Annotated in this window: 21 protein-coding genes; 8 read left to right on the top strand and 13 right to left on the bottom strand. The window is 61.4% G+C overall.

Features of this window, described 5'->3' with window-relative positions:
• Window positions 1-8: 8 nt before the first annotated feature.
• Window positions 9-1,400: an L-cystine transporter gene (locus ACZRN6_RS11215; protein WP_177086853.1), complete on the bottom strand. Its 1,392-nt coding sequence runs from the start codon at window positions 1,398-1,400 to the stop codon at window positions 9-11.
• A 241-nt stretch (window positions 1,401-1,641) separates the two neighbouring features.
• Between ACZRN6_RS11215 and ACZRN6_RS11220 the strand changes: the two genes are divergently transcribed.
• Window positions 1,642-2,700 (top strand): HAD family hydrolase, encoded by a 1,059-nt coding sequence (locus ACZRN6_RS11220; protein WP_464007962.1) that lies wholly within the window; start codon window positions 1,642-1,644, stop codon window positions 2,698-2,700.
• 186 nt (window positions 2,701-2,886) lie between these two features.
• Here the strand turns inward: ACZRN6_RS11220 and ilvD are convergent, their stop codons facing one another.
• The 3 genes from ilvD to ACZRN6_RS11235 all read right to left on the bottom strand — a co-directional run bounded on the left by ilvD (window position 2,887) and on the right by ACZRN6_RS11235 (window position 7,670).
• Window positions 2,887-4,728: a dihydroxy-acid dehydratase gene (gene ilvD, locus ACZRN6_RS11225; protein ID WP_322148156.1), complete on the bottom strand. Its 1,842-nt coding sequence runs from the start codon at window positions 4,726-4,728 to the stop codon at window positions 2,887-2,889.
• A gap of 352 nt (window positions 4,729-5,080) precedes the next feature.
• Entirely contained in the window at window positions 5,081-6,274 is a 1,194-nt protein-coding gene (locus tag ACZRN6_RS11230; RefSeq protein ID WP_464007963.1) for an MFS transporter, read from the bottom strand.
• A 199-nt stretch (window positions 6,275-6,473) separates the two neighbouring features.
• Window positions 6,474-7,670 (bottom strand): class I SAM-dependent rRNA methyltransferase, encoded by a 1,197-nt coding sequence (locus ACZRN6_RS11235; RefSeq protein ID WP_053127951.1) that lies wholly within the window; start codon window positions 7,668-7,670, stop codon window positions 6,474-6,476.
• Between the two features lie 175 nt (window positions 7,671-7,845).
• Here ACZRN6_RS11235 and ACZRN6_RS11240 point away from each other — a divergent pair, with 175 nt between their 5' ends.
• The gene (locus ACZRN6_RS11240; protein WP_464007964.1) at window positions 7,846-8,712 is read left to right on the top strand and encodes an HDOD domain-containing protein; all 867 of its coding nucleotides are present in this window, start codon (window positions 7,846-7,848) and stop codon (window positions 8,710-8,712) included.
• 21 nt (window positions 8,713-8,733) lie between these two features.
• Window positions 8,734-9,546 (top strand): bifunctional DNA-formamidopyrimidine glycosylase/DNA-(apurinic or apyrimidinic site) lyase, encoded by an 813-nt coding sequence (gene mutM, locus ACZRN6_RS11245; RefSeq protein ID WP_010167752.1) that lies wholly within the window; start codon window positions 8,734-8,736, stop codon window positions 9,544-9,546.
• Here the strand turns inward: mutM and ACZRN6_RS11250 are convergent.
• The 5 genes from ACZRN6_RS11250 to ACZRN6_RS11270 all read right to left on the bottom strand — a co-directional run bounded on the left by ACZRN6_RS11250 (window position 9,543) and on the right by ACZRN6_RS11270 (window position 14,386).
• Complete coding sequence (locus ACZRN6_RS11250) at window positions 9,543-9,794, bottom strand: YfhL family 4Fe-4S dicluster ferredoxin (protein ID WP_003213796.1); 252 nt, start codon at window positions 9,792-9,794, stop codon at window positions 9,543-9,545. The two genes, mutM and ACZRN6_RS11250, sit on opposite strands and share 4 nt — an antisense overlap.
• 367 nt (window positions 9,795-10,161) lie before the next feature.
• Window positions 10,162-10,641, bottom strand: a complete 480-nt coding sequence (gene coaD, locus ACZRN6_RS11255; protein ID WP_049711086.1) for a pantetheine-phosphate adenylyltransferase — start codon at window positions 10,639-10,641, stop codon at window positions 10,162-10,164.
• Window positions 10,642-10,755: 114 nt separating this feature from the next.
• Window positions 10,756-12,351: a GMC family oxidoreductase gene (locus ACZRN6_RS11260; protein ID WP_322148151.1), complete on the bottom strand. Its 1,596-nt coding sequence runs from the start codon at window positions 12,349-12,351 to the stop codon at window positions 10,756-10,758.
• Between the two features lie 33 nt (window positions 12,352-12,384).
• Window positions 12,385-12,930, bottom strand: a complete 546-nt coding sequence (locus tag ACZRN6_RS11265; RefSeq protein ID WP_322148150.1) for a twin-arginine translocation pathway signal protein — start codon at window positions 12,928-12,930, stop codon at window positions 12,385-12,387.
• 28 nt (window positions 12,931-12,958) lie between these two features.
• A complete protein-coding gene (locus ACZRN6_RS11270) occupies window positions 12,959-14,386 on the bottom strand; it encodes a coniferyl aldehyde dehydrogenase (protein ID WP_464007965.1) in 1,428 nt (475 codons plus the stop codon).
• 147 nt (window positions 14,387-14,533) lie between these two features.
• Here ACZRN6_RS11270 and ACZRN6_RS11275 point away from each other — a divergent pair, with 147 nt between their 5' ends.
• Both ACZRN6_RS11275 and ACZRN6_RS11280 read left to right on the top strand, forming a co-directional pair.
• Window positions 14,534-15,205 carry a TetR/AcrR family transcriptional regulator gene (locus ACZRN6_RS11275; protein ID WP_322148148.1) on the top strand — a complete coding sequence of 224 codons (672 nt, stop codon included), beginning with the start codon at window positions 14,534-14,536 and terminating at the stop codon, window positions 15,203-15,205.
• 39 nt (window positions 15,206-15,244) lie between these two features.
• Window positions 15,245-16,099 (top strand): sulfurtransferase, encoded by an 855-nt coding sequence (locus tag ACZRN6_RS11280; protein ID WP_464007966.1) that lies wholly within the window; start codon window positions 15,245-15,247, stop codon window positions 16,097-16,099.
• A 59-nt stretch (window positions 16,100-16,158) separates the two neighbouring features.
• On the opposite strand, the gene ACZRN6_RS11285 is transcribed toward ACZRN6_RS11280, so the two are convergent.
• The 4 genes from ACZRN6_RS11285 to ACZRN6_RS11300 all read right to left on the bottom strand — a co-directional run bounded on the left by ACZRN6_RS11285 (window position 16,159) and on the right by ACZRN6_RS11300 (window position 20,832).
• Window positions 16,159-17,154 (bottom strand): hydrolase, encoded by a 996-nt coding sequence (locus tag ACZRN6_RS11285; protein WP_464007967.1) that lies wholly within the window; start codon window positions 17,152-17,154, stop codon window positions 16,159-16,161.
• 228 nt (window positions 17,155-17,382) lie between these two features.
• Window positions 17,383-17,994, bottom strand: a complete 612-nt coding sequence (rsmD, locus tag ACZRN6_RS11290; RefSeq protein WP_464007968.1) for a 16S rRNA (guanine(966)-N(2))-methyltransferase RsmD — start codon at window positions 17,992-17,994, stop codon at window positions 17,383-17,385.
• On the bottom strand, window positions 17,994-19,484 hold the full coding sequence (locus ACZRN6_RS11295) for a M16 family metallopeptidase (RefSeq protein WP_322148144.1): 1,491 nt from the start codon (window positions 19,482-19,484) through the stop codon (window positions 17,994-17,996). Before ACZRN6_RS11295 ends, rsmD begins: the two co-directional genes overlap by 1 nt.
• Window positions 19,477-20,832 (bottom strand): M16 family metallopeptidase, encoded by a 1,356-nt coding sequence (locus tag ACZRN6_RS11300; RefSeq protein ID WP_322148143.1) that lies wholly within the window; start codon window positions 20,830-20,832, stop codon window positions 19,477-19,479. Before ACZRN6_RS11300 ends, ACZRN6_RS11295 begins: the two co-directional genes overlap by 8 nt.
• Before the next feature lie 232 nt (window positions 20,833-21,064).
• Between ACZRN6_RS11300 and ftsY the strand changes: the two genes are divergently transcribed.
• From ftsY to ftsX, 3 genes are read left to right on the top strand one after another with little or no spacing between them, the layout of a single operon-like run.
• Complete coding sequence (gene ftsY / locus ACZRN6_RS11305; protein WP_464007969.1) at window positions 21,065-22,486, top strand: signal recognition particle-docking protein FtsY; 1,422 nt, start codon at window positions 21,065-21,067, stop codon at window positions 22,484-22,486.
• Entirely contained in the window at window positions 22,483-23,154 is a 672-nt protein-coding gene (gene ftsE, locus ACZRN6_RS11310) for a cell division ATP-binding protein FtsE (protein ID WP_003213784.1), read from the top strand. The genes ftsY and ftsE overlap by 4 nt, the downstream gene beginning before the upstream one ends.
• Window positions 23,151-24,173 (top strand): permease-like cell division protein FtsX, encoded by a 1,023-nt coding sequence (gene ftsX / locus ACZRN6_RS11315; protein WP_322148140.1) that lies wholly within the window; start codon window positions 23,151-23,153, stop codon window positions 24,171-24,173. The genes ftsE and ftsX overlap by 4 nt, the downstream gene beginning before the upstream one ends.
• Window positions 24,174-24,223: the final 50 nt, after the last annotated feature.

Consider the following 24,223-nt stretch of genomic DNA (forward strand, 5'->3'; position numbering starts at 1 on the left):
GCGGTCTGTCAGGCCTGCGCCAGTTCCGCATGCTCATCGGCATTCAACAACTCTTTATCCGTCTGCTGCATGATCTGGCTGGTAATCGCCCCCGCCGTCATCGAACCGTTCACGTTCAACGCCGTACGGCCCATGTCGATCAGCGGCTCCACCGAAATCAGCAGCGCCACCAGTGACACCGGCAAGCCCATCGCCGGCAGCACGATCAGCGCGGCAAACGTCGCACCGCCGCCCACGCCTGCCACACCGGCCGAACTCAAGGTCACAATCGCCACCAGGGTCGCGATCCACAGCGGGTCCAGCGGGTTGATGCCCACGGTCGGCGCAACCATCACCGCCAGCATCGCCGGGTAGAGCCCCGCGCAACCGTTCTGGCCAATTGTCGCGCCAAACGAGGCGGCAAAACCTGCGATGGACTGCGGAATCCCCAAACGACGGGTCTGCGCTTCAATGCTCAGCGGGATACTCGCCGCGCTGGAGCGGCTGGTGAAGGCAAACGTCAGCACCGGCCAGACCTTGCGGAAGAACCGCAGCGGGTTGATCCCGGCCAGCGACAGCAGCAGGCCATGCACCACAAACATCAGGCCCAGGGCCAGGTACGACACCACCACAAAACTGCCGAGCTTGATGATGTCCTGCAGGTTGGAGCCGGCGACCACTTTGGTCATCAGTGCCAATACACCGTACGGGGTCAGCTTCATCACCAGGCGCACCAGGCGCATCACCCAGGCTTGCAGGGTGTCGATGGCGTTGAGGACTTTCTGGCCCTTTTCCACGTCATCCTTGAGCAGCTGCAGCGCGGCAACCCCCAGGAACGCGGCGAAGATCACCACGCTGATAATCGACGTCGGCTTGGCCCGGGCCAGGTCGGCGAACGGGTTCTGCGGGATGAACGACAGCAGCAGTTGCGGGATATTCAGGTCGGCGACCTTGCCTGCGTAATCACTCTGGATCACTTGCAGGCGCGCCATTTCCTGGGTGCCGGCCACCAGGCCTTCGGCGGTGAGGCCGAACAGGTTGGTCAGGCCGATACCGATCAGCGCCGCAATCGCCGTGGTGAACAGCAGCGTGCCGATGGTCAGGAAGCTGATCTTGCCCAGGGACGAGGCGTTATGCAGGCGGGCTACGGCGCTGAGGATCGAGGCGAACACCAGGGGTATCACGATCATTTGCAGCAACTGCACGTAACCGTTGCCGACCAGGTCGAACCAGCCGATCGAGGCCTTGAGCACCGGGTTGCCGGCACCGTAGATCGCGTGCAGCACCACACCGAAGATCACGCCGAGTACCAACGCAAACAAGACCTTCTTGGCGAGGCTCCAGTGGGTTCGGCGGGTTTGTGCCAGGCCCAGCAACAGGGCCACGAACACCAGTAAGTTGAGAATCAGGGGCAGATTCATTGAAGCTCCGTTGAGAAGGCAGCCAATCGCGTGAGCCTGCGATTGCGAACCGGAAATGCTAACAGCTTGAAATTTATTGATTTAATACCTTTATGGAATGGTCACTGTCGTTTTTGGAATAAGGCGATGACGCCCAGGCGTATGGTGTTGGCGCGATCACGACGAAAGCGGTCGCGCTCGGGCGATAACTGTCACGCGGATTTGTTAGCGTCGATGTCTTTCACTCAGGGAGAAAACGCACATGAAGCTCGCGCCGAAACTGTTTGCCGCCGCGCTGTGCCTGGGCCTTGCGAGCCAGGTCTTTGCCGCCACCGAGTTGAAACACTGGCCGGCGGCTGCCGCCAAGCAACTGGACACGATGATCGCCGCCAATGCCAACAAGGGCAACTTCGCGGTATTCGACATGGACAACACCAGTTACCGCTACGACCTTGAAGAGTCGTTGCTGCCGTACCTGGAAAACAAGGGCCTGATCACCCGCGACACCATGGACCCTTCCCTGAAGCTGATCCCGTTCAAAGACACCGCCGACCACAAGGAAAGCCTGTTGAGCTACTACTACCGCCTTTGCGAAGTCGACGACATGGTTTGCTACCCGTGGGTCGCGCAGATTTTCTCCGGCTTCACCCTCAAGGAGCTTAAAGGTTACGTCGACGAAATGATGGCGTCGGGCAAGCCGGTGCCGGTCACCTATTACGACGGTGACGTGGTCAAGAACATGGACGTGCAGCCGCCGAAAGTCTTCACCGGCCAGGCTGAATTGTTCAACAAGCTGATGGAAAACGGCATTGAGGTCTACGTGATGACGGCCGCATCCGAGGAATTGGTGCGCATGGTCGCTGCCGATCCGAAGTACGGCTACAACGTCAAACCCGAGAACGTCATTGGCGTGAGCACCTTGCTCAAAGACCGCAAGACTGGCGAGTTGACCACCGCACGCAAACAGATTGCCGCTGGCAAGTATGACGAGAAGGCCAACCTCGGCCTGGAACTCACCCCGTACCTGTGGACCCCTGCGACCTGGATGGCCGGCAAGCATGCGGCGATCCTGACCTATATCGACGAGTGGAAAAAACCGGTGATCGTCGGTGGCGACACACCGACCAGTGACGGCTACATGCTGTTCCACGATGTGGACGTGGCCAAGGGCGGCATCCACCTGTGGATCAACCGCAAAGACAAATACATGACCCAGCTCAACGGCATGATGGCCAAGCACGCGGCGGCCCAGGCCAAGGAAGGGTTGCCGGTGACCGCGGATAAAAACTGGGTGATCGTCAAGCCGGACGAGATTCAGTAATACCGCGATCAGTGTGGAAGCTGGCTTGCCTGCGATGGCGGTGTGTCTGTCCGCAGATGTATCAACTGACAGATTGCTATCGCAGGCAAGCCAGCTCCTACATTTTTTGATCTCCTGCGTTCTGGGGGATTTTCTCCAGGCAAAAAAATGCCCCGCACCTGGCGGGGCATTTTTTATGGGCGAGGCTTACAGGCCGTCCAGCATCGCCTTGTTACGTACCGCACCCTTGTCGGCACTGGTGGCCAGCAGGGCGTAAGCCTTCAGCGCGGTAGTGACTTTGCGCGGACGCTTCTCCACCGGCTTCCAGCCTTTCTTGTCCTGCTCGACCCGGCGTGCCGCCAGTTCTTCATCGCTGATCAAGAGGTTGATCGAACGGTTCGGAATGTCGATCAGTACCTTGTCGCCATCCTGCACCAGGCCGATGGCGCCGCCCGCAGCGGCTTCAGGCGACGCGTGGCCGATGGATAGGCCCGACGTGCCGCCGGAGAAACGGCCGTCGGTGAGCAAGGCGCAGGCTTTGCCCAGGCCTTTGGATTTCAGGTACGACGTCGGGTAGAGCATCTCTTGCATGCCCGGGCCGCCTTTCGGGCCTTCGTAGCGGATGATGACGATGTCGCCTTCTTTCACTTCGTCCGCGAGGATGCCGCGTACCGAACTGTCCTGGCTTTCGTAGATCTTGGCGCGGCCTTCAAACACGTGGATCGACTCATCCACACCGGCGGTTTTTACCACGCAGCCATCCAGGGCGATGTTGCCGTACAGCACGGCCAGGCCGCCTTCCTGGGAGTAGGCGTGCTCGACGCTGCGGATGCAGCCGTTTTCACGGTCGTCGTCCAGGGTTTCCCAGCGGGTCGACTGGCTGAACGCGGTTTGTGTCGGGATACCGGCCGGGCCTGCCTTGAAGAAGGTGTGCACGGCTTCGTCGTCAGTCTGGGTGATGTCCCACTTGGCGATGCCTTCGGCCAGGGATTTGCTGTGCACGGTCGGCAGGTCGGTGTGCAACAGGCCGCCACGGGCCAGGGAGCCCAGGATCGAGAAGATCCCGCCGGCGCGGTGCACGTCTTCCATGTGGTATTTCTGGATGTTCGGCGCAACTTTGCACAGTTGCGGCACGTGGCGCGACAGGCGGTCGATGTCTTTCAGGTCGAAGTCGATCTCGGCTTCTTGCGCGGCGGCCAGCAAGTGCAGGATGGTGTTGGTGGAACCGCCCATGGCGATGTCCAGGGTCATGGCGTTTTCGAACGCCTTGAAGTTGGCGATGTTGCGCGGCAACACCGACTCATCGTTATCGGTGTAGTAGCGCTTGCACAGCTCGACGATGGTACGCCCGGCCTGCAGGAACAGTTGCTCGCGGTCGCTGTGGGTGGCCAGTGTCGAGCCGTTGCCCGGCAAGGCGAGCCCTAAGGCTTCCACCAGGCAGTTCATCGAGTTGGCGGTGAACATGCCGGAGCACGAACCGCAGGTAGGGCAGGCGCTGCGCTCGTATTCCGCGACCTTCTCGTCAGAAGCGCTGGAATCGGCGGCGATGACCATGGCGTCCACCAGGTCGAGGCCGTGGGAGGCGAGTTTGGTCTTGCCGGCTTCCATCGGGCCGCCGGAGACAAAGATCACCGGAATGTTCAGGCGCAGGGAGGCCATCAGCATGCCCGGGGTGATCTTGTCGCAGTTGGAGATGCACACGATGGCGTCGGCGCAGTGGGCGTTGACCATGTATTCCACGGAGTCGGCGATGATCTCGCGGCTCGGCAGGGAATACAGCATGCCGTCATGGCCCATGGCGATGCCGTCATCCACGGCGATGGTGTTGAATTCTTTCGCTACACCGCCGGCGCGTTCGATCTCGCGGGCGACCAGTTGGCCCAGGTCCTTGAGGTGGACGTGGCCGGGTACGAACTGGGTGAACGAGTTGGCAATCGCGATGATCGGCTTTTTGAAGTCGTCATCTTTCATCCCCGTGGCGCGCCACAGTGCGCGGGCGCCGGCCATGTTGCGACCGTGGGTGGATGTTTTCGAGCGGTAATCGGGCATTGGAGCTCTCCGGGCGGCTAATCAGGTGCTAATCAGGTGCTAAAGGGGAAGTGAGCTTCTATTGACGTCTGGAACACTCAGAAAATGGCCGTGTGTCCGGAAGTTGCCTCAAACGCTGCGGGATCGCCGTGCGCATTGGCCTTGAGCTCATAAACCCGCCGGGGGATGACTGGCGATGAATAGGTCCGATTCTACACCGCTGGCGGCCGGAGGGAATGGCCGTCTACCTGCAGGAGCGAGCTTGCTCGCGAAAACGTCAACGATAACGCAGCGCTATCAGGTAGCCCGTGTCGCCTATACGTTTTTCGCGAGCAAGCTCGCTCCTACAGTGGGAGGGCGGAGTGGGAGGCAGTTAGTGTCCGACTCTAATGTTCGTCAGCACGCCCCAAACGCTGAAGACGATGAAGCTGATGGCGATGGTCATCAACAAGTTGGCCCCGGCTTGCGCGAGCGCGGCGCTGCTGACGGCGGCGGTGATGAACATGATGCTGTTGCCGGCCGAGGCGGCGGTGCCGGCGCTGCTGGAGAACAGCAGCATGGCCGCGGAAATCGCGGCGGGGCGAACCAGGGTCACGGCCAGGGCGCTGATCAGCATTGGGATGAGCAGGCTGATGGTGGTCATGGCCTCAAAGCTGATGATCAGCGCCAATAACACGCCCGCGACGCCCAGCAGGCCCAGCCCGATATTGATTTGCCGCGTGAGCGAGATGTGTTTTTGCAGGGCGCTCGCCGCCACGCCGCCCAGCAGATAGGCGATGCCGTACACCATCAGCACCACCGCGTACTGGTATTCGGACAGCTTCAACTCATCCATGAATATCAGCGGCGTCACGCTGATCAACGCGAAGTAACACGCGAATACCAGCGCGGCGATCCACCAATAGCGGATGAAGTCGCGGTTTGCGGCGATGGATTTCAGCGTGGCGATGATCGAAACCGGCGCTCTTTCAGGGCTGGCCGCCTTGGACGGCAGTATCAGCCAGGCATGGATAAACATGCCCAGCGCCATCACCGCAAACCCATAAAAGCTGCCCTGCCAATCAAATGTGGTTTGCAGCCAGGAGCCGAGCAGCGGCGACAGCGCGACAAACGATCCACTCAGGGTCATGTAGTAGATGCGGATGCGGGCGCGGTCCTGTTCTTCGAACAGGTCTTCCACCAGCGCATGGCCGAGCACAAAAAAGCCACAGCCAATGGCCTGCAGGGCACGAAACAGCAGGAAGCTCGGGTAACTGCTCGCCAGTGCGCAGCCGATAGAGCCGAGGGTGGAAACCACGATGCAGCCCAGCAGCACCTCCTTGCGCCCGAATTTGTCTGAAAGCGGGCCGGCGATCAGTTGGGAAATCGCAAATACCAGCGTGAACAGGCTGATGGATAAGGCGACCTCGGCGGTTGAGGTGTCGAACTTCGCGGCGAGGGCAGGAAAGGAGGGCAGCAGGATATTGATCGGGAAAAAGCTGATCAGGGAGATGCTGGTGATGAGGATGAAACGCGAGAACTGTTGGCGTTTTGCGTCGCCAATCGACTGGGAATAGGACTCAGACATTGTTGTTGTTTTCCGGAGTGAAACCAGAAACCGATACTAGTCTGCGAAAAATGGAATTCAATCAAAACCGTTGCGGGAAGCTATACAGACTTGTGTGGGAGCCGGGCTTGCCCGCGATGCAAGCACCTCGGTATGTCAGATACCCTGCGGTGATGCTATCGCAGGCAAGCCAGCTCCCACATTTGGTCCGCGATGTTACTTAGCTATTGGGCAACAACCGGCAAGTAATGCTCTTGATATACCGGGTCTCGACAATCGCCGGGTGCACCGGGTGATCCGGGCCCTGGCCGCCGCGTTCGAGCATCTGGATATTGCGGTCCAGGTGACGGGCGCTGGTCAGCAGGATGTTTTGCAGGTCATCTTCCGGCAAGTGCATCGAGCACGATGCGCTGACCAGGATGCCGTCCTTGCTGAGAAGGCGCATGGCTTGCTCGTTCAGGCGGCGGTAGGCGCCTTCGCCGTTTTTCATGTCTTTCTTGCGCTTGATGAAGGCAGGCGGGTCGGCCACGATCACGTCGAAGCGCTCTTCGCTGGCTTTCAGCTCTTTGAGGGCTTCGAACACGTCGCCTTCGATGCAGGTCATCTTCTCGGCAACGCCGTTCAGTGCCGCGTTGCGCTCAACACCGTCGAGGGCGAAGGCGGAGGCGTCGACGCAGAACACTTCACTGGCGCCGAAGGCCGCCGCTTGCACGCCCCAGCCGCCGATGTAGCTGTACAGGTCGAGTACGCGCTTGCCTTTGGCATACGGGGCCAGGCGGGCGCGGTTCATGCGGTGGTCGTAGAACCAGCCGGTTTTCTGGCCCTGGATCACCGGCGCTTCGAACTTCACGCCGTTTTCTTCCAGGGCAACCCACTCCGGCACCAGGCCGAACACGGTTTCGACGTAGCGGTTGAGGCCTTCGGCATCACGCGCAGCAGAGTCGTTCTTGAACAGGATGCCGCTTGGCTTGAGCACTTGGGTCAGTGCGGCGATCACGTCTTCCTTGTGGGCTTCCATGGTCGCCGAGGCGATCTGCACTACCAGGATGTCGCCGAAACGGTCAACCACCAGGCCCGGCAAGAGGTCGGAATCGCCGTACACCAGGCGGTAGAACGGCTTGTCGAACAGGCGATCGCGCAGGGACAGGGCCACGTTGATGCGGTGCACCAGCAGCGACTTGTCCAGTGGCAGCTTGATGTCGCGCGACAGCAGGCGGGCGCAGATCAGGTTGTTCGGGCTCATGGCCACGATGCCGAGGGTCTTGCCGCCGGCTGCTTCCAGGATCGCTTGGTCGCCTGCCTGGAAGCCATGAAGAGGTGTGGCGGCCACGTCGATTTCGTTGCTGTAGACCCACAGGTGGCCGTTGCGCAAACGACGATCGGCGTTGGCTTTGAGACGCAGGCTTGGCAGGGACATGACGTCGCTCCGGAAAAAAGAGCGGGAGTATACCGTGTTGCGTAGTACTTGGCGGCGCCGCCGGACATGTGGGTTGTGATATCCCTGTGGCAGCTGGTTTCAGTTCGGGTTTTTGAGGTGTCAGCCCGGTTGCCATAAAGGTTAGAATCGCCGCCTAGTCCAGAGTGTGCCCCCTATGTCCCAAGAGCTATCCGCCGAACAGATCCAACAGAGCCTCCAAGGCATCAGCGTACCGCCTCAACCGCAAATCATGGTGGATTTGCAGATGGAGCAGTACATGCCTGATCCGGACCTGGAAGTGATTGCCCGGCTGATCGCGCAAGACCCGGGCCTCTCCGGCTCGCTGCTGAAGATCGTCAATTCGCCGTATTACGGCCTGAGCAACAAGATTGTCTCGATCCAGCGCGCGGTGAATCTGTTGGGCAGCCGCTCTATCGTCAACCTGATCAATGCGCAGTCGATCAAGGGCGAGATGAGCGACGACACCATCGTCACCCTCAACCGTTTCTGGGACACCGCCCAGGACGTGGCCATGACCTGCCTGGCCCTGGCCAAGCGCACCGGCAGCCAGGCCGTCGATGAAGCCTACGCCTTGGGGCTGTTCCACGATTGCGGCGTGCCGTTGATGCTCAAGCGTTTCCCGAACTACATGAGCGTGCTGGAACAAGCCTACGCCAGCGCCAGCCCGGAATGCCGCGTGGTCGATACCGAGAACCGGGCGTTCAACACCAACCATGCCGTGGTGGGTTACTACACCGCCAAATCCTGGCGCCTGCCGGAGCATGTGACCGACGCCATTGCCAATCACCACAACGCCCTGGCGATTTTCAGCGACGAGTCCAACCACAAGCCGCAACTGAAAAACCTGCTGGCGATCCTGAAAATGGCCGAGCACATTTGCGCCTCCTACCGCGTGCTGGGCAACCAGGCAGATGACCATGAGTGGAACGCCATCGCCCCGCTGGTGCTGGACCACATCGGCCTGTCGGACTACGACTTCGAGAGTTTGAAGTTGTCGATCCGCGAGCTGGGCGCGCACTAACCCTTTTTCCAAGAGGTAAACATGCCCGAGTTACCCGAAGTCGAAACCACCCGGCGCGGTATTGCGCCGCATCTGGAAGGCCAGCGGGTCAGCCGTGTGGTGGTGCGTGAGCGCCGCCTGCGCTGGCCGATCCCGGAAGACCTGGATGTGCGCCTGTCCGGTCAACGCATCGTGCTGGTGGAGCGGCGGGCCAAGTACCTGTTGATCAATGCCGAGGTCGGCACCTTGATCAGTCACTTGGGCATGTCGGGCAACTTGCGCCTGGTGGAAGCCGGCAGCCCGGCGGCCAAGCATGAGCATGTGGATATCGAGCTGGAGTCGGGCCTGGCCCTGCGCTACACCGACCCGCGGCGCTTTGGCGCGATGCTCTGGAGCCTTGACCCGCTGAACCATGAACTGCTGATTCGCCTGGGGCCGGAGCCTTTGACCGACCTGTTTGACGGCGAGCGGCTGTTCCAGCTGTCCCGAGGGCGGTCGATGGCGGTCAAGCCGTTCATCATGGACAACGCAGTGGTGGTGGGCGTGGGCAATATCTACGCGACGGAGGCGTTATTTGCCGCCGGTATCGACCCGCGCCGGGAAGCCAAGGGTATTTCCCGTGGGCGTTACCTGAAACTTGCGATCGAGATCAAACGCATCCTGGCGGCGGCGATCGAACGCGGCGGTACCACGCTGCGCGACTTTATTGGCGGCGACGGGCAGCCGGGGTATTTCCAGCAGGAATTGTTCGTCTATGGCCGTGGTGGCGAGGCGTGCAAGGTCTGTGGGACCGAGTTGCGCAGTGTGACGCTGGGGCAACGGGCAAGTGTGTTTTGCCCGCGGTGCCAGACTTAGGCCTTCCCGGTAATCAGCCGGTACTTCTCCATCAGTTGCTCTTCCGTTTCAGGATGAGCTTCGTCCAGCGGGATGCAATCCACCGGGCAGACCTGCTGGCACTGGGGTTCGTCGTAGTGGCCGACACACTGGGTGCACAGGTTGGGGTCGATCACATAGATCTCTTCACCCTGGGAAATAGCAGCGTTCGGGCACTCGGGTTCGCAGACGTCGCAGTTGATGCAATCGTCGGTGATGATCAGGGACATGGAAACTCCTGCCAGGGCTGTCAGCCAAGGCATCTGAAAACTAATGCGCGCAATTGTGCCGCATTGGCGCCCCTGTGGCGAGGGGGCTTGTTGTGGTGAGCTGGCTGCTGTGGTGAGGGGACTTGCTGTGGTGAGCAAGCTTGCTGTGGTGACCGGGCTTGCTGTGGTGAGCGGGCTTGCCCCGCGCTGGGGCGCGTAGCGGCCCCAACCCAGGCGACGGGGTTTTACCTGAAACCCCGCGGCGTCTTTATTAGGACTGCTTCGCAGCCCAGCGGGGGACAAGCCCCCTCACCACAGCAGCCCCCTCACCACATGAGCCAGCTCACCACAGCAAGCCAGCTCACCACAACAAACCTACAGTCCGGGATTATTTCTTGAATCGCAGCGTTAGCGCATCCGCCACAGCCGGGTGCACGAACTTGGTGATATCCCCGCCCAACGCCGCGATTTCTCGCACCAATGTCGAGGATATGAACGAATAACGCTCCGACGGCGTAAGAAACAGGCTTTCTACGTCCGGCGCCAGTTGGCGGTTCATGTTGGCTAGCTGGAATTCGTATTCGAAGTCCGACACCGCCCGCAGACCGCGCAGGAACACATTGGCGTTCTGTTCCTTGGCAAAGTGCGCCAGCAGCGTGGCAAAGCCGACCACTTCAACGTTGGGCAGATGCTTGGTGACCTCACGGGCCAGCTCCACACGCTGTTCCAGGGGAAACAGCGGGTTTTTCTTGGGGCTGGCAGCGACCGCGATAATCACATGGTCGAACAAGCGCGAGGCGCGTTCGACCAGATCGCCATGGCCCTTGGTGATTGGGTCGAAGGTACCTGGGTACAACACTCGGTTCATCGCGTCGTCCTGGCGGAGTCCGTTGGGGAACCGGATGGTATCGCAGCATTACCGGTGTTCCAAGTCGCCTCGTTCAGAAGAAAGCACTATAGACACCGCGAATACCCCGGTTTTTCACGCTGTTTTCAGACGTTCGGCCAGTGCTGTCGCCAGTTGCGCGGTCAATCCGTAGACCGATAACTGCGGGTTTGCCCCAATGCTGGTGGGGAACAGCGAGCCATCGTGAATCGACAGGTTGCGCAACTGGTGATGCCGCCCAAGGCTGTCCGCCACGGCGTTTTTCGGTTCTTCACCCATCGCGCAACCGCCCATCACATGAGCGCTGCCGAGCCGCGTACGGTGCAATTCGAGGTTCAAGCCGTCGATCATGCTACGGGCCTCGGCCAACGTGTTCACGTAACGCGCGTCCCCGTGCAGCGGCATCACCGACTTGGCGCCGCCGGCAAACTGAATCTCGGCCATGCTGTGGAACGCCCGGCGCAGGCCGTCCCAGGCGTAGGGCGAGACCTGATAATCGAGCACCGGTGTGCCATCGCCGCGTAATTCGACGCTGCCGCCCGGGCTGTCCGGGTGAAAGCCGTCCCGCAGCAGGGCAAGCATGGCGTGCGTGTTGGGCAGTTGGCCCATGTCCAGGGCATTTTGCGTGCCGTAACCGCCCAGCAACGTACTGGCCAGGCCGGGGTGCAAAGGCGGCACCTCGAGCTTGTAGGACATTTTTCCGGTGGTGCCGTCCTGCCATTGGAAGTGATCGGAATAGATCGACTGTGGGGCACCGTAGAACGGGTTGATCACCTCGTCGAACAGCCCTGCAGAAAAATTCACCAGGTGCAGGAAGGTGCGTTTGCCCAGGCGCGAATGGGGGTCGGGTGCGTCCGAGCGCATCAGCAGCGCCGGGCTGTTGATGCCGCCGCCGGCCAGTACGTAGTGCTTGGCTTTCACCGTGATTTTGCGACCGGTGGGTGCCACGCAGTATGAGTCCATGGCCACACATTCGAGGCTGGTAATGGTGTCGCCGCTGAATTTGAGGCGTTCGGCGCGGGCCAGGTACAGCAGTTCGCCGCCTTTTTCCAACGTAGACGGGATGGTCGTCACCAGCATCGATTGCTTGGCGTTCACCGGGCAACCCATGCCGCAATACCCCAGGTTGAAACAGCCGCGCACGTTGCGCGGGATCACGTGCCAGCTGTAGCCGAGCTTTTCGCAGCCTTTGCGGATCACGTCATTGTTGGCATTCGGCGGCATGGCCCAGGGCGCGATGCCCAGGCGTTGTTCCATTTTTTCGAACCAGGGCGCCATCTCGGCGCTGCTGTGGCCTTTTACCGCGTACTCGCTGGCCCAGTGGGCGAGAGTCGGGTCGGGGGTGCGAAAGCTGGAGGTCCAGTTGATCAACGTGGTGCCGCCCACGGCGCGGCCCTGCAGGATGGTGATAGCGCCGTCCTTGCTCATGCGGCCGATGCCTTCCTGGTACAGGCTGGCGTAGGCCTCATCCTCCAGCAGCTTGAAGTCGTCGCTGGTTTTCAGCGGGCCTTCTTCGATCAACAGCACCTTGTAGCCGGCGGCGCTGAGGATTTCGGCAGTGGTACCGCCGCCGGCGCCGCTGCCGATGATCGCGACGTCGGCCTCCAGGGACAGGTCCTGGTCGAGGGCGGCGCCATTGTGGGTTTTCCAGCCGCGGGCCATGCCATCGCGGAACACATCAGGTACGGGCATCAGGGGCTTCTCTTGTTTTTATAGGGATGCGAATCAGATTTTCGGTGGGCCGGGGTAGCCGCAATGGGCCCAGGACCCGGGGCGGAAATACCAGGCCATGATCACCAACTTGAGCAGCGAGCCCTGGCCCATGCGCAGCAGGTTCAGGTAGCTGTTTTCCCAGCGGTGCAGGAAGTTGCGTATTTGCTCGGCGCTGGCGTTTTCCCAACTGCCCCACACCCCGGTCAGTGGCCCGCGGGTGATGGCCATGCCCAGTACGTCGAACAGTTGCTGGGTCAGCTTGAACATCTCGGGCGACAGGTGTTGCAGGCTGAAATCGAGTTTTTTCAGGGTGTCGTCGATTCCGGCCACTACTGCCTCGGCGCTGGCTGCGCCTTCGAGCAGCACCGGGATCACCGCCCGTAAAAACGGCAGGTCACTGCTGCGCAACATCGCAAAGCCGCTGGCCGGGGTGCTGCTGGAGCAGCCGCTGAGGCTGGCGCCAAGCCCGGCGGTGGCCAGGAAGGCGCTGGCGCACAGGCCTATTTTCAGGACGCCGCGCCGTGACAGCGCGGGTGATTCAGTCAGGCTAGGGTTCATTCTTATTGTTATCCCGGTGATGGGGTTGTTAGCGGACGAACAGCTTCTGAATCAACTTCTGGATGGATTTGCCATAAGGCGGGTAAATCAGCTTGGCTGCGTTCAGGCGCTGCTTGATCAGCACGCCCTTGGCCTTGCTGAAGGTCAGGAAGCCTTCATGGCCGTGGTAGTGGCCCATGCCCGACGGGCCGATGCCGCCAAAGGGCATGTCGTCCTGGGCCACGTGCAGCAAGGTGTCGTTCAGGCACACACCGCCGGAATGGGTTTCGTGCAATACGCGATTCTGTTCCGCCTTGTTGTAGCCGAAGTAATACAACGCCAGTGGGCGAGGGCGCTGATTGATGTAGGCGAAGGCCTGGTCGAGGCCGCGATACGGCACGATCGGCAGCACCGGGCCAAAGATTTCGTCCTGCATCACGGTCATCTCGTCGCTGACATTCAGCAGCAGGCTGTGGGCCATGCGGCGATCCTGGCCCTGGTCGTACAGCGGGACCAGGGTGGCGCCCTTGTCGGTAGCGTCTTTGACGTAGCCGTTGAGCCGGGCCAGTTGTCGTTCGTTGATGATTGCGGTGTAGTCCGGGTTGTCGGCCAGGGTCGGGTAGAACCCGCGAACCGCCTTGCTGTAGGCCTCGACGAACCCGTCTACACGGTCTTCCGGCACCAGCACGTAGTCCGGCGCCACGCAGGTTTGCCCAGCGTTCAGTGCCTTGCCGAAGGCGATGCGTTCGGCAGCGTCTTTCAGCGGTACGTCAGCGGAAACAATCGCCGGTGATTTGCCGCCCAGTTCCAGGGTGACGGGCGTGAGGTGTTCGGCTGCCGCGCGCATCACATGTTTGCCGATGCTGGTGGCGCCGGTGAACAGCAGATGGTCCAAGCGTAGTTTGGAAAATGCCATGCCTACTTCCGCTTCGCCGAGCACCACGCACACCAGGTCTTCAGGGAAGATCTTCGCCAGCAGCGTCTTGAGCAGCAGGCCAGTGGCGGGGGTGGATTCGCTGAGTTTGAGCATCACCCGGTTGCCAGCCGCCAATGCGCCCACCAGCGGACCGATGGCCAGGTACAGCGGGTAGTTCCAGGGCACGATCACCCCGACCACACCCAATGGTTGATAGATGACCTTGGCTGACGCGGGCTGGAAGGCAATGCCTACAGCACGACGGGAAGGTTTCATCCAGCCCTTGAGGTGTTTGCTGGCGTAGTGAATGCCATGCAGGCTGGGCATCAGTTCGGCAAACAGGGTTTCGTCGGCGCTGCGGTGGCTGAAATCACGGCTGATGGCGTTGATCAGCGCCTGGCGTTCATCGCTCAACAAGTCGCGCAGGGCCTTGAGCCATTGCTGGCGCTGGGCGGCCGGCGGCATCGGGTTGGCCGCGTACGCCCGGCGTTGGGCGTCGAACAGGGCCTGGAGCTGGTCCAGCGCCGGGGAATCTTGCAGGTAGGCAACGTTGGCAGACATGGCGAAGTTCCCGATTGTTATTGGAATGCTTCAGTTTTTAGAGTCATTGCTCTAAATTGTCAAATAACATTGCACGAACGTACCGATTTATCCGGACAAGGATAGTCCGTAAGATGCCGGTATCACGGGTCTAGAAGTTGATTTCCCATGGCACCACGAGTAAAGACCAGCGAGCGCATTGTGCAAACCAGCCTGGAGCTGTTCAACCAGCAGGGCGAGCGCAGTGTCAGCACCAACCATATCGCTGCCCATATGGAAATTTCCCCGGGCAACCTGTACTACCACTTCCCCAATAAGCAGGCGATTATCGCGGTACTGTTTCGTGAGTACGAAGCGTTGGTGGACAGCTTCCTGCGCCCGCCCCAAGGCCGCGCGGTCACCGTGGAAGACAAGCGTTTCTACCTGCAGGCGGTGCTCGCCGGCATGTGGCGCTACCGCTTTTTGCACCGCGACCTCGAACACCTGTTGGAAAGCGACCCGGAGCTGGCCACCGGCTACCGGCGGTTTTCCCAGCGCTGCCTGATCCAGGGTTCGGCCATTTACCAGGGCTTTGTCGACGCTGGCATTCTGAACATGGACCCGGTGCAAACCGAAGCCCTGACCCTCAACGCCTGGATCATCCTCACGTCGTGGGTGCGCTTTCTGTGCACCACCAATGAAAAGTCCACGCACCTGAGCGCCGAGGCGATCAAGCGCGGTGTGTACCAGGTGCTGGTGCTGGAAGCCGGGTTTATCACCCCCAAGGCCAGGGACGCGGTGGACGCGCTGTTCAAAGAGTTTTACGTGCCGTTGAATCAGGCGCTGGAAGAAGTGAAGTAGGATGTTTCCCGAACGTTAACGTCGTCACAGGAGTCAGTCATGCCGCTTGCCCAACTGATCAGCCCCCAGCAACTGGCCGAGCGCCAGAAGTCCAGCGGGCTGGTGATCCTTGATTGCCGCTTTGCCCTGGAAGACCCGGACTACGGCCTGTGCAGCTACGCCGAAGGGCATATCGAAGGGGCGCAGTATGCGGACTTGGAACGCCATCTCAGCGGGCCGGTGACCAAGGGTGTGACCGGGCGCCATCCGTTGCCGGCGGCGGACGCGTTTACCCGGCAGCTGCGGGCCTGGGGCGTTAACGCCAGCAGCGACATCGTGCTGTACGACGATGGCCCCGGCGCTTTCGCCGCCCGTGCCTGGTGGCTGTTGGCCTGGCTGGGCAAGCGCGACGGCGTGTTCATCCTCGATGGCGGCCTCAAAGCCTGGCACGCGGCGGGCTTCCCCCTGAGCCTGGATGCCCCGGTGATCGAGCCCGGGGCCATCAGCGGCACGCCGGACAACCACCTGCAACTGGACGCCGAACACCTGCAAAAGCGCCTCGGCCAGCCGGGCCTGACCCTGATCGACGCGCGCGCCCAGCCACGTTTTCGCGGTGACGTGGAGCCGATCGATCCGGTTGCCGGGCATATCCCGGGCGCGCAGTGTGCGGCGTTCAATGAGAACCTGGGCAGCGACGGTCGTTTCCTGCCGGCTGACCAGCTCAAGCAACGCTTCGCCGCCAGGCTGCAAGACCGCTCGCCGGATGAGCTGGTGGCTTATTGTGGTTCGGGCGTGACGGCGTGCCACAACCTGTTCGCGCTGTGCCTGGCGGGTTACCCGTTGGGTAAATTGTACGCGGGGTCGTGGAGCGAGTGGATCACTGATCCACAGCGGGAAGTTGCAACAGGCGACTGAGGTCTGCCTGACCCGGTCTGATCCAAAGTGTGGGAGCAAGCAAGCCGGCTCCCGCATTTTTATCCGTGTTGTGTCAGCAGCCACTCTGGGATGCGTCGTTCCAGGTAGTAGCCCGGCTGTTTCAGCGTGCCATCCACAAACCCCACATGCCCGCCCTTGGCCAGCAATTCGAACTCGGTGCAATCCGACAGTTCGCTGGCCTCCGGCAGGCTGTGGGCGAATACAAATGGATCGTCAGCCGCCTGGATGATCAGGGTCGGTGTGCGAATCGCGCCCAGGTAATAGCGGCTGGAGGCGCGGCGGTAATAGTCCTCGGCACTGAGGAAACCGTGCAGCGGCGCGGTGACCCGGCCGTCAAAGTCCCAGAACGTACGCATCTTTTCCAGCGAGCCCAGGTCGGCCAGGGTTTTCAGGCCAGCCTCGCGCCCATCCTTTAGGAACCGGCTCTGTTTGACGCGGATATAGGCGAGCATTTCACGCATGAAGTGCTTCTGGTACACCCGTGAAAAGCCCAGGCCGATGCGATCAGCGCACTGGTCCAGGCGAAACGGCACCGACACCGCTGCCGCACCTTGCAGCCCGGAGTCTTCGCCGGTTTCACCCAGGTGCTTGAGCAACACATTCCCGCCGAGGGAATAACCCACCGCATACAGCGGCGCCAACGGTCGCTTGGCTCGCAAGTGAGCGATGGTTTCGGCCAAGTCTTCGCTGGCGCCGGAATGGTAGCTGCGAGCGAGCAGGTTGGGTTCGCCGGAACAGCCACGCCAGTTCAGCGCCACGCTGGCCCAGCCTTGAGCCGCCAGGGTTTTTTGCAGGCCGGCGACGTAAGGCGAGTTGGACGAACCGGTCAGGCCGTGAAGTACCAGCACCAGTGGGGTGCGCGCATCATGCGGCCCATGCCAGTCCAGGTCGAGAAAGTCGCCGTCTGCCAGCCACAACCGCTCGCGCGGGCGTTCGATGTGAGTGGTTTTGCGCCACAGCGGCCCCCACAGCGTTTGCAGGTGCGGGTTGCCGAGGCCGAAGGCGGGGGTGAAGCGGTCGGGCGTTTTTGACACGATGGTTCTCGCGGCAGGTGGCAGGGCGGATGAGCAACCTGTGGCGAGGGCGCTTGCTGTGGCGAGGGAGCTTGCTGTGGTGAGGGAGCTTGCTGTGGCGAGGGAGCTTGCTCCCGCTGGGCTGCGAAGCGGCCCTAAACGCTAACCCCTCAATCTCTCAGGAAACCACCGTTACCTGCTTTGGGGCTGCTGCGCAGCCCAGCGGGAGCAAGCTCCCTCGCCACAGGGTTAGCTTTGTGTCGTACGTTGCCACAACGCGTAATACACCCGCCCGGATTTCTGCTCGCGGTGCAGGCGCCAATTGCCCGGCAGGCCCAGTGTAGACGGCGCCGTCTCGCTTTCGGTGTAGATCCAGGCATCCGGAGCCAGCCACTGACGCTCTTCCAGCAGCGCACACACAGTCGGCAGCAGGTTCTGGTTAAACGGCGGATCGAGGAACACCACGTCAAACTCACGCGCTTCCTGGGTTTCCAGGTAGCGCAGCGCATCAGCAGTCTGCACCTGGCCGGTGGTACAACGCAGGGTGCCCAGGTGTTCCTTGAGGCTGGCAACCGCCACATTGCTGGCATCCAGCGCCTGGCCCAATGCGGCACCACGGGATAACGACTCCAGGAACAACGCGCCGCTGCCCGCGAACGAGTCCAGTACCTTGGCTCCGGCGATGTACGGCGCGAGCCAGTTGAACAGGGTTTCACGCACGCGGTCCGGCGTCGGGCGCAGGCCTACGACGTCGGGGAAGCTCAGTTTACGGCTGCCCCACTCGCCGCCGATGATGCGCAGTTGGCCCACACCGTTGTGAACGTTGTGGACAGGTTTTTTGGGACGGGATGGACGGGCCATTAATGCTCCGGAACCCCGAGCGGTTGCTCGGCGGGTTTATCAGTGGGGGGCGGTAGTGGCTTTTGCGCAATCGTCGGGCCGGCGGTCACGATGACCATTTTGTCGGCACTCAAATGTTTGTTCAAAGCAGCTTTGACCTGATCAACGGTCAGCGCCTGGGATTGTTTCATGAAATCTTCAAGGTAGCTCAACGGCAGGTTGTAGAAACCCATGGCGCCCAGCTGCCCGACGATGTCGGCGTTGCTCGCGGTAGACAGCGGGAAGCTGCCGGCCAGTTCGCGCTTGGCGTCGTCGAGTTCTTTTTGTGTCGGGCCGGTCTTGAGGTAGTCAGCCAGCACCTCCTGCACCAACCTCAACGTGCCGGCGCTCATTTCAGCGCGGGTTTGCAGGTTGATCATGAACGGGCCGCGCACCTGCATCGGTGAGAAGCCGGAGTATACGCCGTAGGTCAGGCCGCGTTTCTCGCGCACTTCGCTCATCAAGCGGGTGCCGAAGCCACCGCCGCCGAGGATCTGGTTGCCCAGGGACAGCGCGGCGTAGTCCGGGTCTGCACGGTCGATGCCCAGTTGTGCGAGCAGCAATGTTGTCTGCTTGGACGGGAACTCGATATGCGTGGTGCCAGCCTTCGGCTCCAGCGGTTGGGCAATCTTCGCTAGCGCCGGCCCTTTGGGCAAGGACGCGGACACCTTGGCGGTCATGGCTTCGGCTTCTGCGCGGGACAAATCGCCCACCACCGAAATCACCGCGTTGCCGGCGGCGTAGGCCTTGGCGTGGAAGTCCTTCAACTGCGCGAGGGTCACCTTCGGCACGCTCTGGGCAGAGCCTTCGCTTGGATGGGCGTAAGGATGGTCACCGTAGAGTTGTTTGAACAGCTCGATGCTCGCCAGTTTGCCGGGGTTCTGTTTCTGGTATTCGAAGCCCGCCAGCAGCTGGTTCTTGATGCGTGCCAGGGAGTCGGCCGGGAAGGTCGGCTTGCCGATCACGTCGTCAAACAGGGCCAGGGCCGCCTCACGTTTGTCGCTGGCACTCAGGCTGCGCAGGGAAACCAGCGCCATGTCGCGATAGGCGCCATTGCTGAAATCAGCCCCCAGGCCGTCGAACCCGGCGGCAATCTGGCTGACGTCCTTGCCCGGCACGCCTTCGTTGAGCATCGCGTTGGTCAACAGCGCCAGGCCCGGCGTGGTGCCGTCCTGGCTGCTGCCGGCGGCGAACAGGATGCGCATGTCGAACATCGGCAGTTCATGGGCTTCGACGAACAGTACCTTGGCGCCTTCGGCGGTGGTCCAGGTTTGCACGTCGAGCTTGCGATTGGTCGGTGCCTTGTTGTCCAGTTCTGCTAAAGATTGCAGCCTGTTGGCGGACTTGGCCTGCTCCAGCGCCGGGCTGGCAACGGATTCGCTCGGGCGCAGGAAATACACCACGCACGCAGCAGCCAACGTGACTACGATCAGGCCGGGCAGCACCAGGCGGTTGTTTTTACGTTCACTCATGAGCGGTCTCCTCAGGCAAAACATGGGCGACGCTGAGACGTTCGCGGGTGAAATAGGTGCGCGCAGCTTTCTGGATGTCTTCGGCGGTAACGCTTTGCAACTCGGCAAGCTCGGTGTCCATGAGTTTCCAGGACAGGCCGACGGTCTCCAGGGAGCCGATGGCCGTGGCCTGGCTGGTGATCGAGTCGCGCTGGTAAACCACGCCGGCAATGACCTGGGCGCGGATCCGCTCCAGTTCGTCAGCGCTGGGTGGCTTGGCCTTCAGCTCATCCAGCAGGCGCCACAGGCCGGCTTCAGCCTGGGCAACGGTCTTTTTCTTTTGCAGGTTCGGCGTGGCGGTCAGGGTGAACAGGCTGTCACCACGGGTGTAGGCGTCATAGCTCGAAGATCCGCCGGAGAGCAGCTCTTCGCCGCGCTCCAGTTGCGTGGAGATGCGCGCGCTGTAGCCACCGTCCAGCAGGGCCGAGATCAGGCGCAGGGCGTTGACCGAGCGTTTGTCTTCAGCGGTGGCCAGGCTCGGCACGTTGAAACCGAGGATCACGCTCGGCAATTGGGTTCGCACATGCAGGGTCAGCAGGCGCTCGCCGGGCTCGGCCAGTTCCAGCGGGATTTTCGCCGCAGGCACGTCGCGCTTGGGGATCGGGCCGAAGTAGCGCTGGGCCAGGGTTTTGACTTCATCCGGGGTCACGTCGCCCACCACCACCAGCGTGGCGTTGTTCGGCACGTACCAGGATTGGTACCAGTGGCGCAGCTCTTCAACCTTCATGCGGTCCAGGTCGGCCATCCAGCCGATGGTCGGCGTGTGATAGCCGCTGGCCGGGTACGCCATGGCCTTGAAGCGCTCATAGGCCTTGGACATCGGGTTGTCGTCGGTGCGCATGCGGCGCTCCTCCTTGATCACCTCGATCTCGCGGCTGAATTCGTCAGCCGGCAGGCGCAGGCTGGCCATGCGGTCGGCTTCCAGCTCAAAGGCGACGCCCAGGCGGTCACGGGCCAGCACTTGGTAGTAGGCGGTGTAGTCATCACTGGTGAAGGCGTTTTCTTCGGCGCCCAGGTCCCGCAGGATCAGCGAAGCTTCGCCTGGGCCGACCTTGGCGCTGCCCTTGAACATCATGTGTTCCAGGGCGTGGGACAAACCGGTCTGGCCCGGGGTTTCGTAGCTCGAGCCAACCTTGTACCAGACCTGGGAAACCACCACCGGGGCGCGATGGTCTTCGCGCACGACGACCTTGAGGCCGTTGTCCAGGGTGAATTCGTGGGTGGGTTGTGGGTCGGCAGCCAAAGCTGAAAGGGGCAGACAAACTGTGCTGAACAGCAGGCCTGCAGCGCGGCGGGCTAGAGCATTCATTCGTTTTTAAACCTGTTGGGCTGCCCGCTTGGTCTTAGCGTCGGCGGGCGAGGAGGTGCTAGGATACTGGTCCGACCTAGGGACGGCCACTGTGGCTGTCTTGTTAAGGCTCTATTTAGGCCTTACAAAATGTTGCGCATGAACGAGCTGGCTAAAAAACAGTCTGTTACGCATCGAATTTTATTTACCGATACGCCCCTTGGCGCGTCGCTACCTTGAGATAGCCGTCTCCATGTTTGGTTCCAACGACGACAAGAAGACCCCAGCTGCGGCTGGCGAGAAAAAAGGCCTGTTCGGATGGCTGCGCAAAAAGCCGCAGGAAACCGTCGTCGAACAGCCACAGGTTCAAGCTGAACCGATCCCCGAATCCATAGTAGAAGCCGAACCGGTTGCCGAACCGCCCGCGCCGGTGGTATTGCCGATGGCCGAGCCGGTGCTGCAGCCGGTGGTTGAGCCAGAACCAGAACCAGAACCTGCTCCCGAGCCTGAGCACAAACCCTGGCTGGTGTTGCCGGTGGCGGAAGAGCCCGTGGCGCTGGTTGAAGACGAGCAAGCCGAGCACGTGACGCCGCCGATTCCGGCCGTCATGGAACCGGTGGCCGTTGTGGTTGACGCGCCGCCAGTGGTTGAAGTGCCTGCGCCGGTTGTCGCCGAGCCAGTTCCGGCGGTAGTCGCCGCACCAGCGATCATCGAAGCACCGGCCGCGCCCGCCGAAACCGGCAAGACCGGCTTCTTCGCCCGCCTCAAGCAAGGCCTGAGCAAGACCAGCGCCAGCATTGGCGAAGGCATGGCCAGCCTGTTCCTCGGCAAAAAGACCATCGATGACGAGTTGCTCGAAGACATCGAAACCCGCCTGCTGACCGCTGACGTGGGCGTCGAAGCCACCGCCGTGATCATCCAGAGCCTGACCCAGAAGGTTGCGCGCAAGCAGCTGACCGACGCCGATGCACTCTACAAGTCGCTGCAGGCCGAACTGGCCAACATGCTCAAGCCGGTTGAAGCGCCGCTGGTGATCAATACGCAGAACAAGCCGTTTGTGATCCTGGTGGTTGGCGTCAACGGCGCCGGTAAGACCACCACCATCGGCAAGCTGGCCAAGAAGCTGCAACTGGAAGGCAAGAAAGTCATGCTCGCTGCCGGTGACACCTTCCGTGCTGCGGCCGTTGAGCAATTGCAGGTCTGGGGCGAGCGCAACAAGATCCCGGTCATCGCCCAGCACACTGGCGCCGATTCGGCTTCGGTGATCTTCGATGCGGTGCAGGCCGCCAAGGCGCGCAACATTGATGTGCTGATCGCCGATACCGCCGGTCGCCTGCACACCAAAGACAACCTGATGGAAGAGCTGAAGAAAGTCCGCCGGGTGATCGGCAAGCTCGACGCTGACGCGCCCCACGAGGTGTTGCTGGTGCTGGACGCTGGTACTGGCCAGAACGCCATCAGCCAGGCCAAACAATTCCACCAGACGGTCCAACTGACCGGCCTGGCATTGACTAAGCTCGACGGCACGGCCAAGGGCGGTGTGATCTTCGCCCTGGCCAAGCAGTTCGGGTTGCCGATTCGTTATATCGGCGTCGGTGAAGGCATCGACGACCTGCGCACTTTTGAAGCCGAACCCTTTGTACAGGCACTGTTTGCCGAGCGGGAGCGTTCATGATTCGTTTCGAACAGGTCGGTAAACGCTACGCCAACGGGCATGTCGGCTTGCATGAGCTGAGTTTCCGGGTGCGTCGCGGCGAATTCTTGTTTGTGACCGGCCATTCGGGCGCCGGTAAAAGTACCTTGTTGCGCCTGCTGCTGGCCATGGAACGCCCGACCACCGGCAAATTGCTGCTGGCCGGCCAAGACCTGGCCACTATCAGCAATGCGCAGATCCCGTTTTTGCGCCGCCAGATCGGCGTAGTGTTCCAGAACCACCAACTGCTGTTCGATCGCACGGTGTTCAATAACATCGCCTTGCCATTGCAGATTCTCGGGCTGTCCAAGGCCGAAATCGTCAAGCGTGTGGACTCGGCCCTGGAGCGCGTCGCGCTCTCGGACAAGACCGACCTCTACCCGGGCGACCTGTCCACCGGCCAGCAACAGCGCGTCGGCATCGCCCGCGCCATCGTGCACCGCCCGGCCTTGCTGCTGGCAGACGAACCCACAGGTAACCTCGACCCGCGCCTGGCGGCAGAAATCATGGGCGTGTTCGAAGACATCAACCGCCTGGGCACCAGCGTACTGATCGCCAGCCACGACCTGGCGCTGATCGCCCGCATGCGCCACCGCATGCTCACCCTGCAACGCGGCCGCCTGATCGGTGACGGGGAGGCTGGGGTATGAGTGCCACACGCAGCCCCAAGGTTTCCGAGCGCGTCGCGCCAAAACCGGCTGATCCGCAACCGCAGAAGAAAAAACGCGACGAAGACGACGGCCCGGATTTCGGCACCCAGGTGCACGCCTGGATCGAAAACCATCGCGCAAGCCTGGTAGACAGCCTGCGCCGCCTGGGCAAGCAGCCGATCGGGAGCTTCTTCACCTGCCTGGTGATGGCCGTGGCCTTGAGCCTGCCGATGGGTTTGTCGCTGCTGCTTAATAATGTCGAGCGCCTTGGCGGCTCCTGGCAGCGGGCGGCGCAGATTTCCCTGTACCTGAACCTGGATGCCAGTACCCAGGATGGCGAGTCCCTGCGCGACGAGATCAAAAGCATTCCGGGTGTGGCCGAGGCTCAGTACATCAGCCGCGATCAGGCCCTGGAAGAGTTCCAGCAGCAGTCCGGCCTGGGGGAGGCGCTCAAGGAGCTGCCGCAAAACCCGCTGCCGGGCGTGGTGCTGGTCACGCCTAATGAAGTCGACAAGACGACCCTGGAGGCCCTGCGACAAAAACTCGCAGAGCTGCCGAAGGTCCAACAGGCGCAACTTGATCTAGTCTGGGTAGAGCGGCTGGCGGCGATTCTCAAACTGGGCGACCGGTTTGTGTTCGGCCTGACGGTGTTGCTGGTCTCTGCATTACTTTTGGTGATAGGCAATACCATTCGTCTTCATATTGAAAACCGCCGCACCGAGATAGAAGTGATTAAACTCGTTGGCGGCACCGACAGCTATGTGCGTCGTCCATTTCTGTACATGGGCGCGCTTTATGGCTTCGGTGCGGGGATTCTGTCCTGGGGCGTGCTGGCTTTTGGCCTGAATTGGCTGAACGACGCGGTGGTAGGGCTCGCCGGCTTGTACGGCAGTGATTTTGCCTTGGCCGGCGTGCCGGCAGCCGATGGTCTGTCATTGTTGCTTGGGGCAGTACTCTTGGGGTATATCGGTGCTTGGATTGCGGTCGCACGGCATTTACGTGAGCTGGCACCGAAGTAGTTAATGTCTGGGTAATGTGGTTTCGTTTGTATTGACCGTATCAGTGGTTT

The organism is Pseudomonas sp. A125 (genome assembly GCF_055409485.1).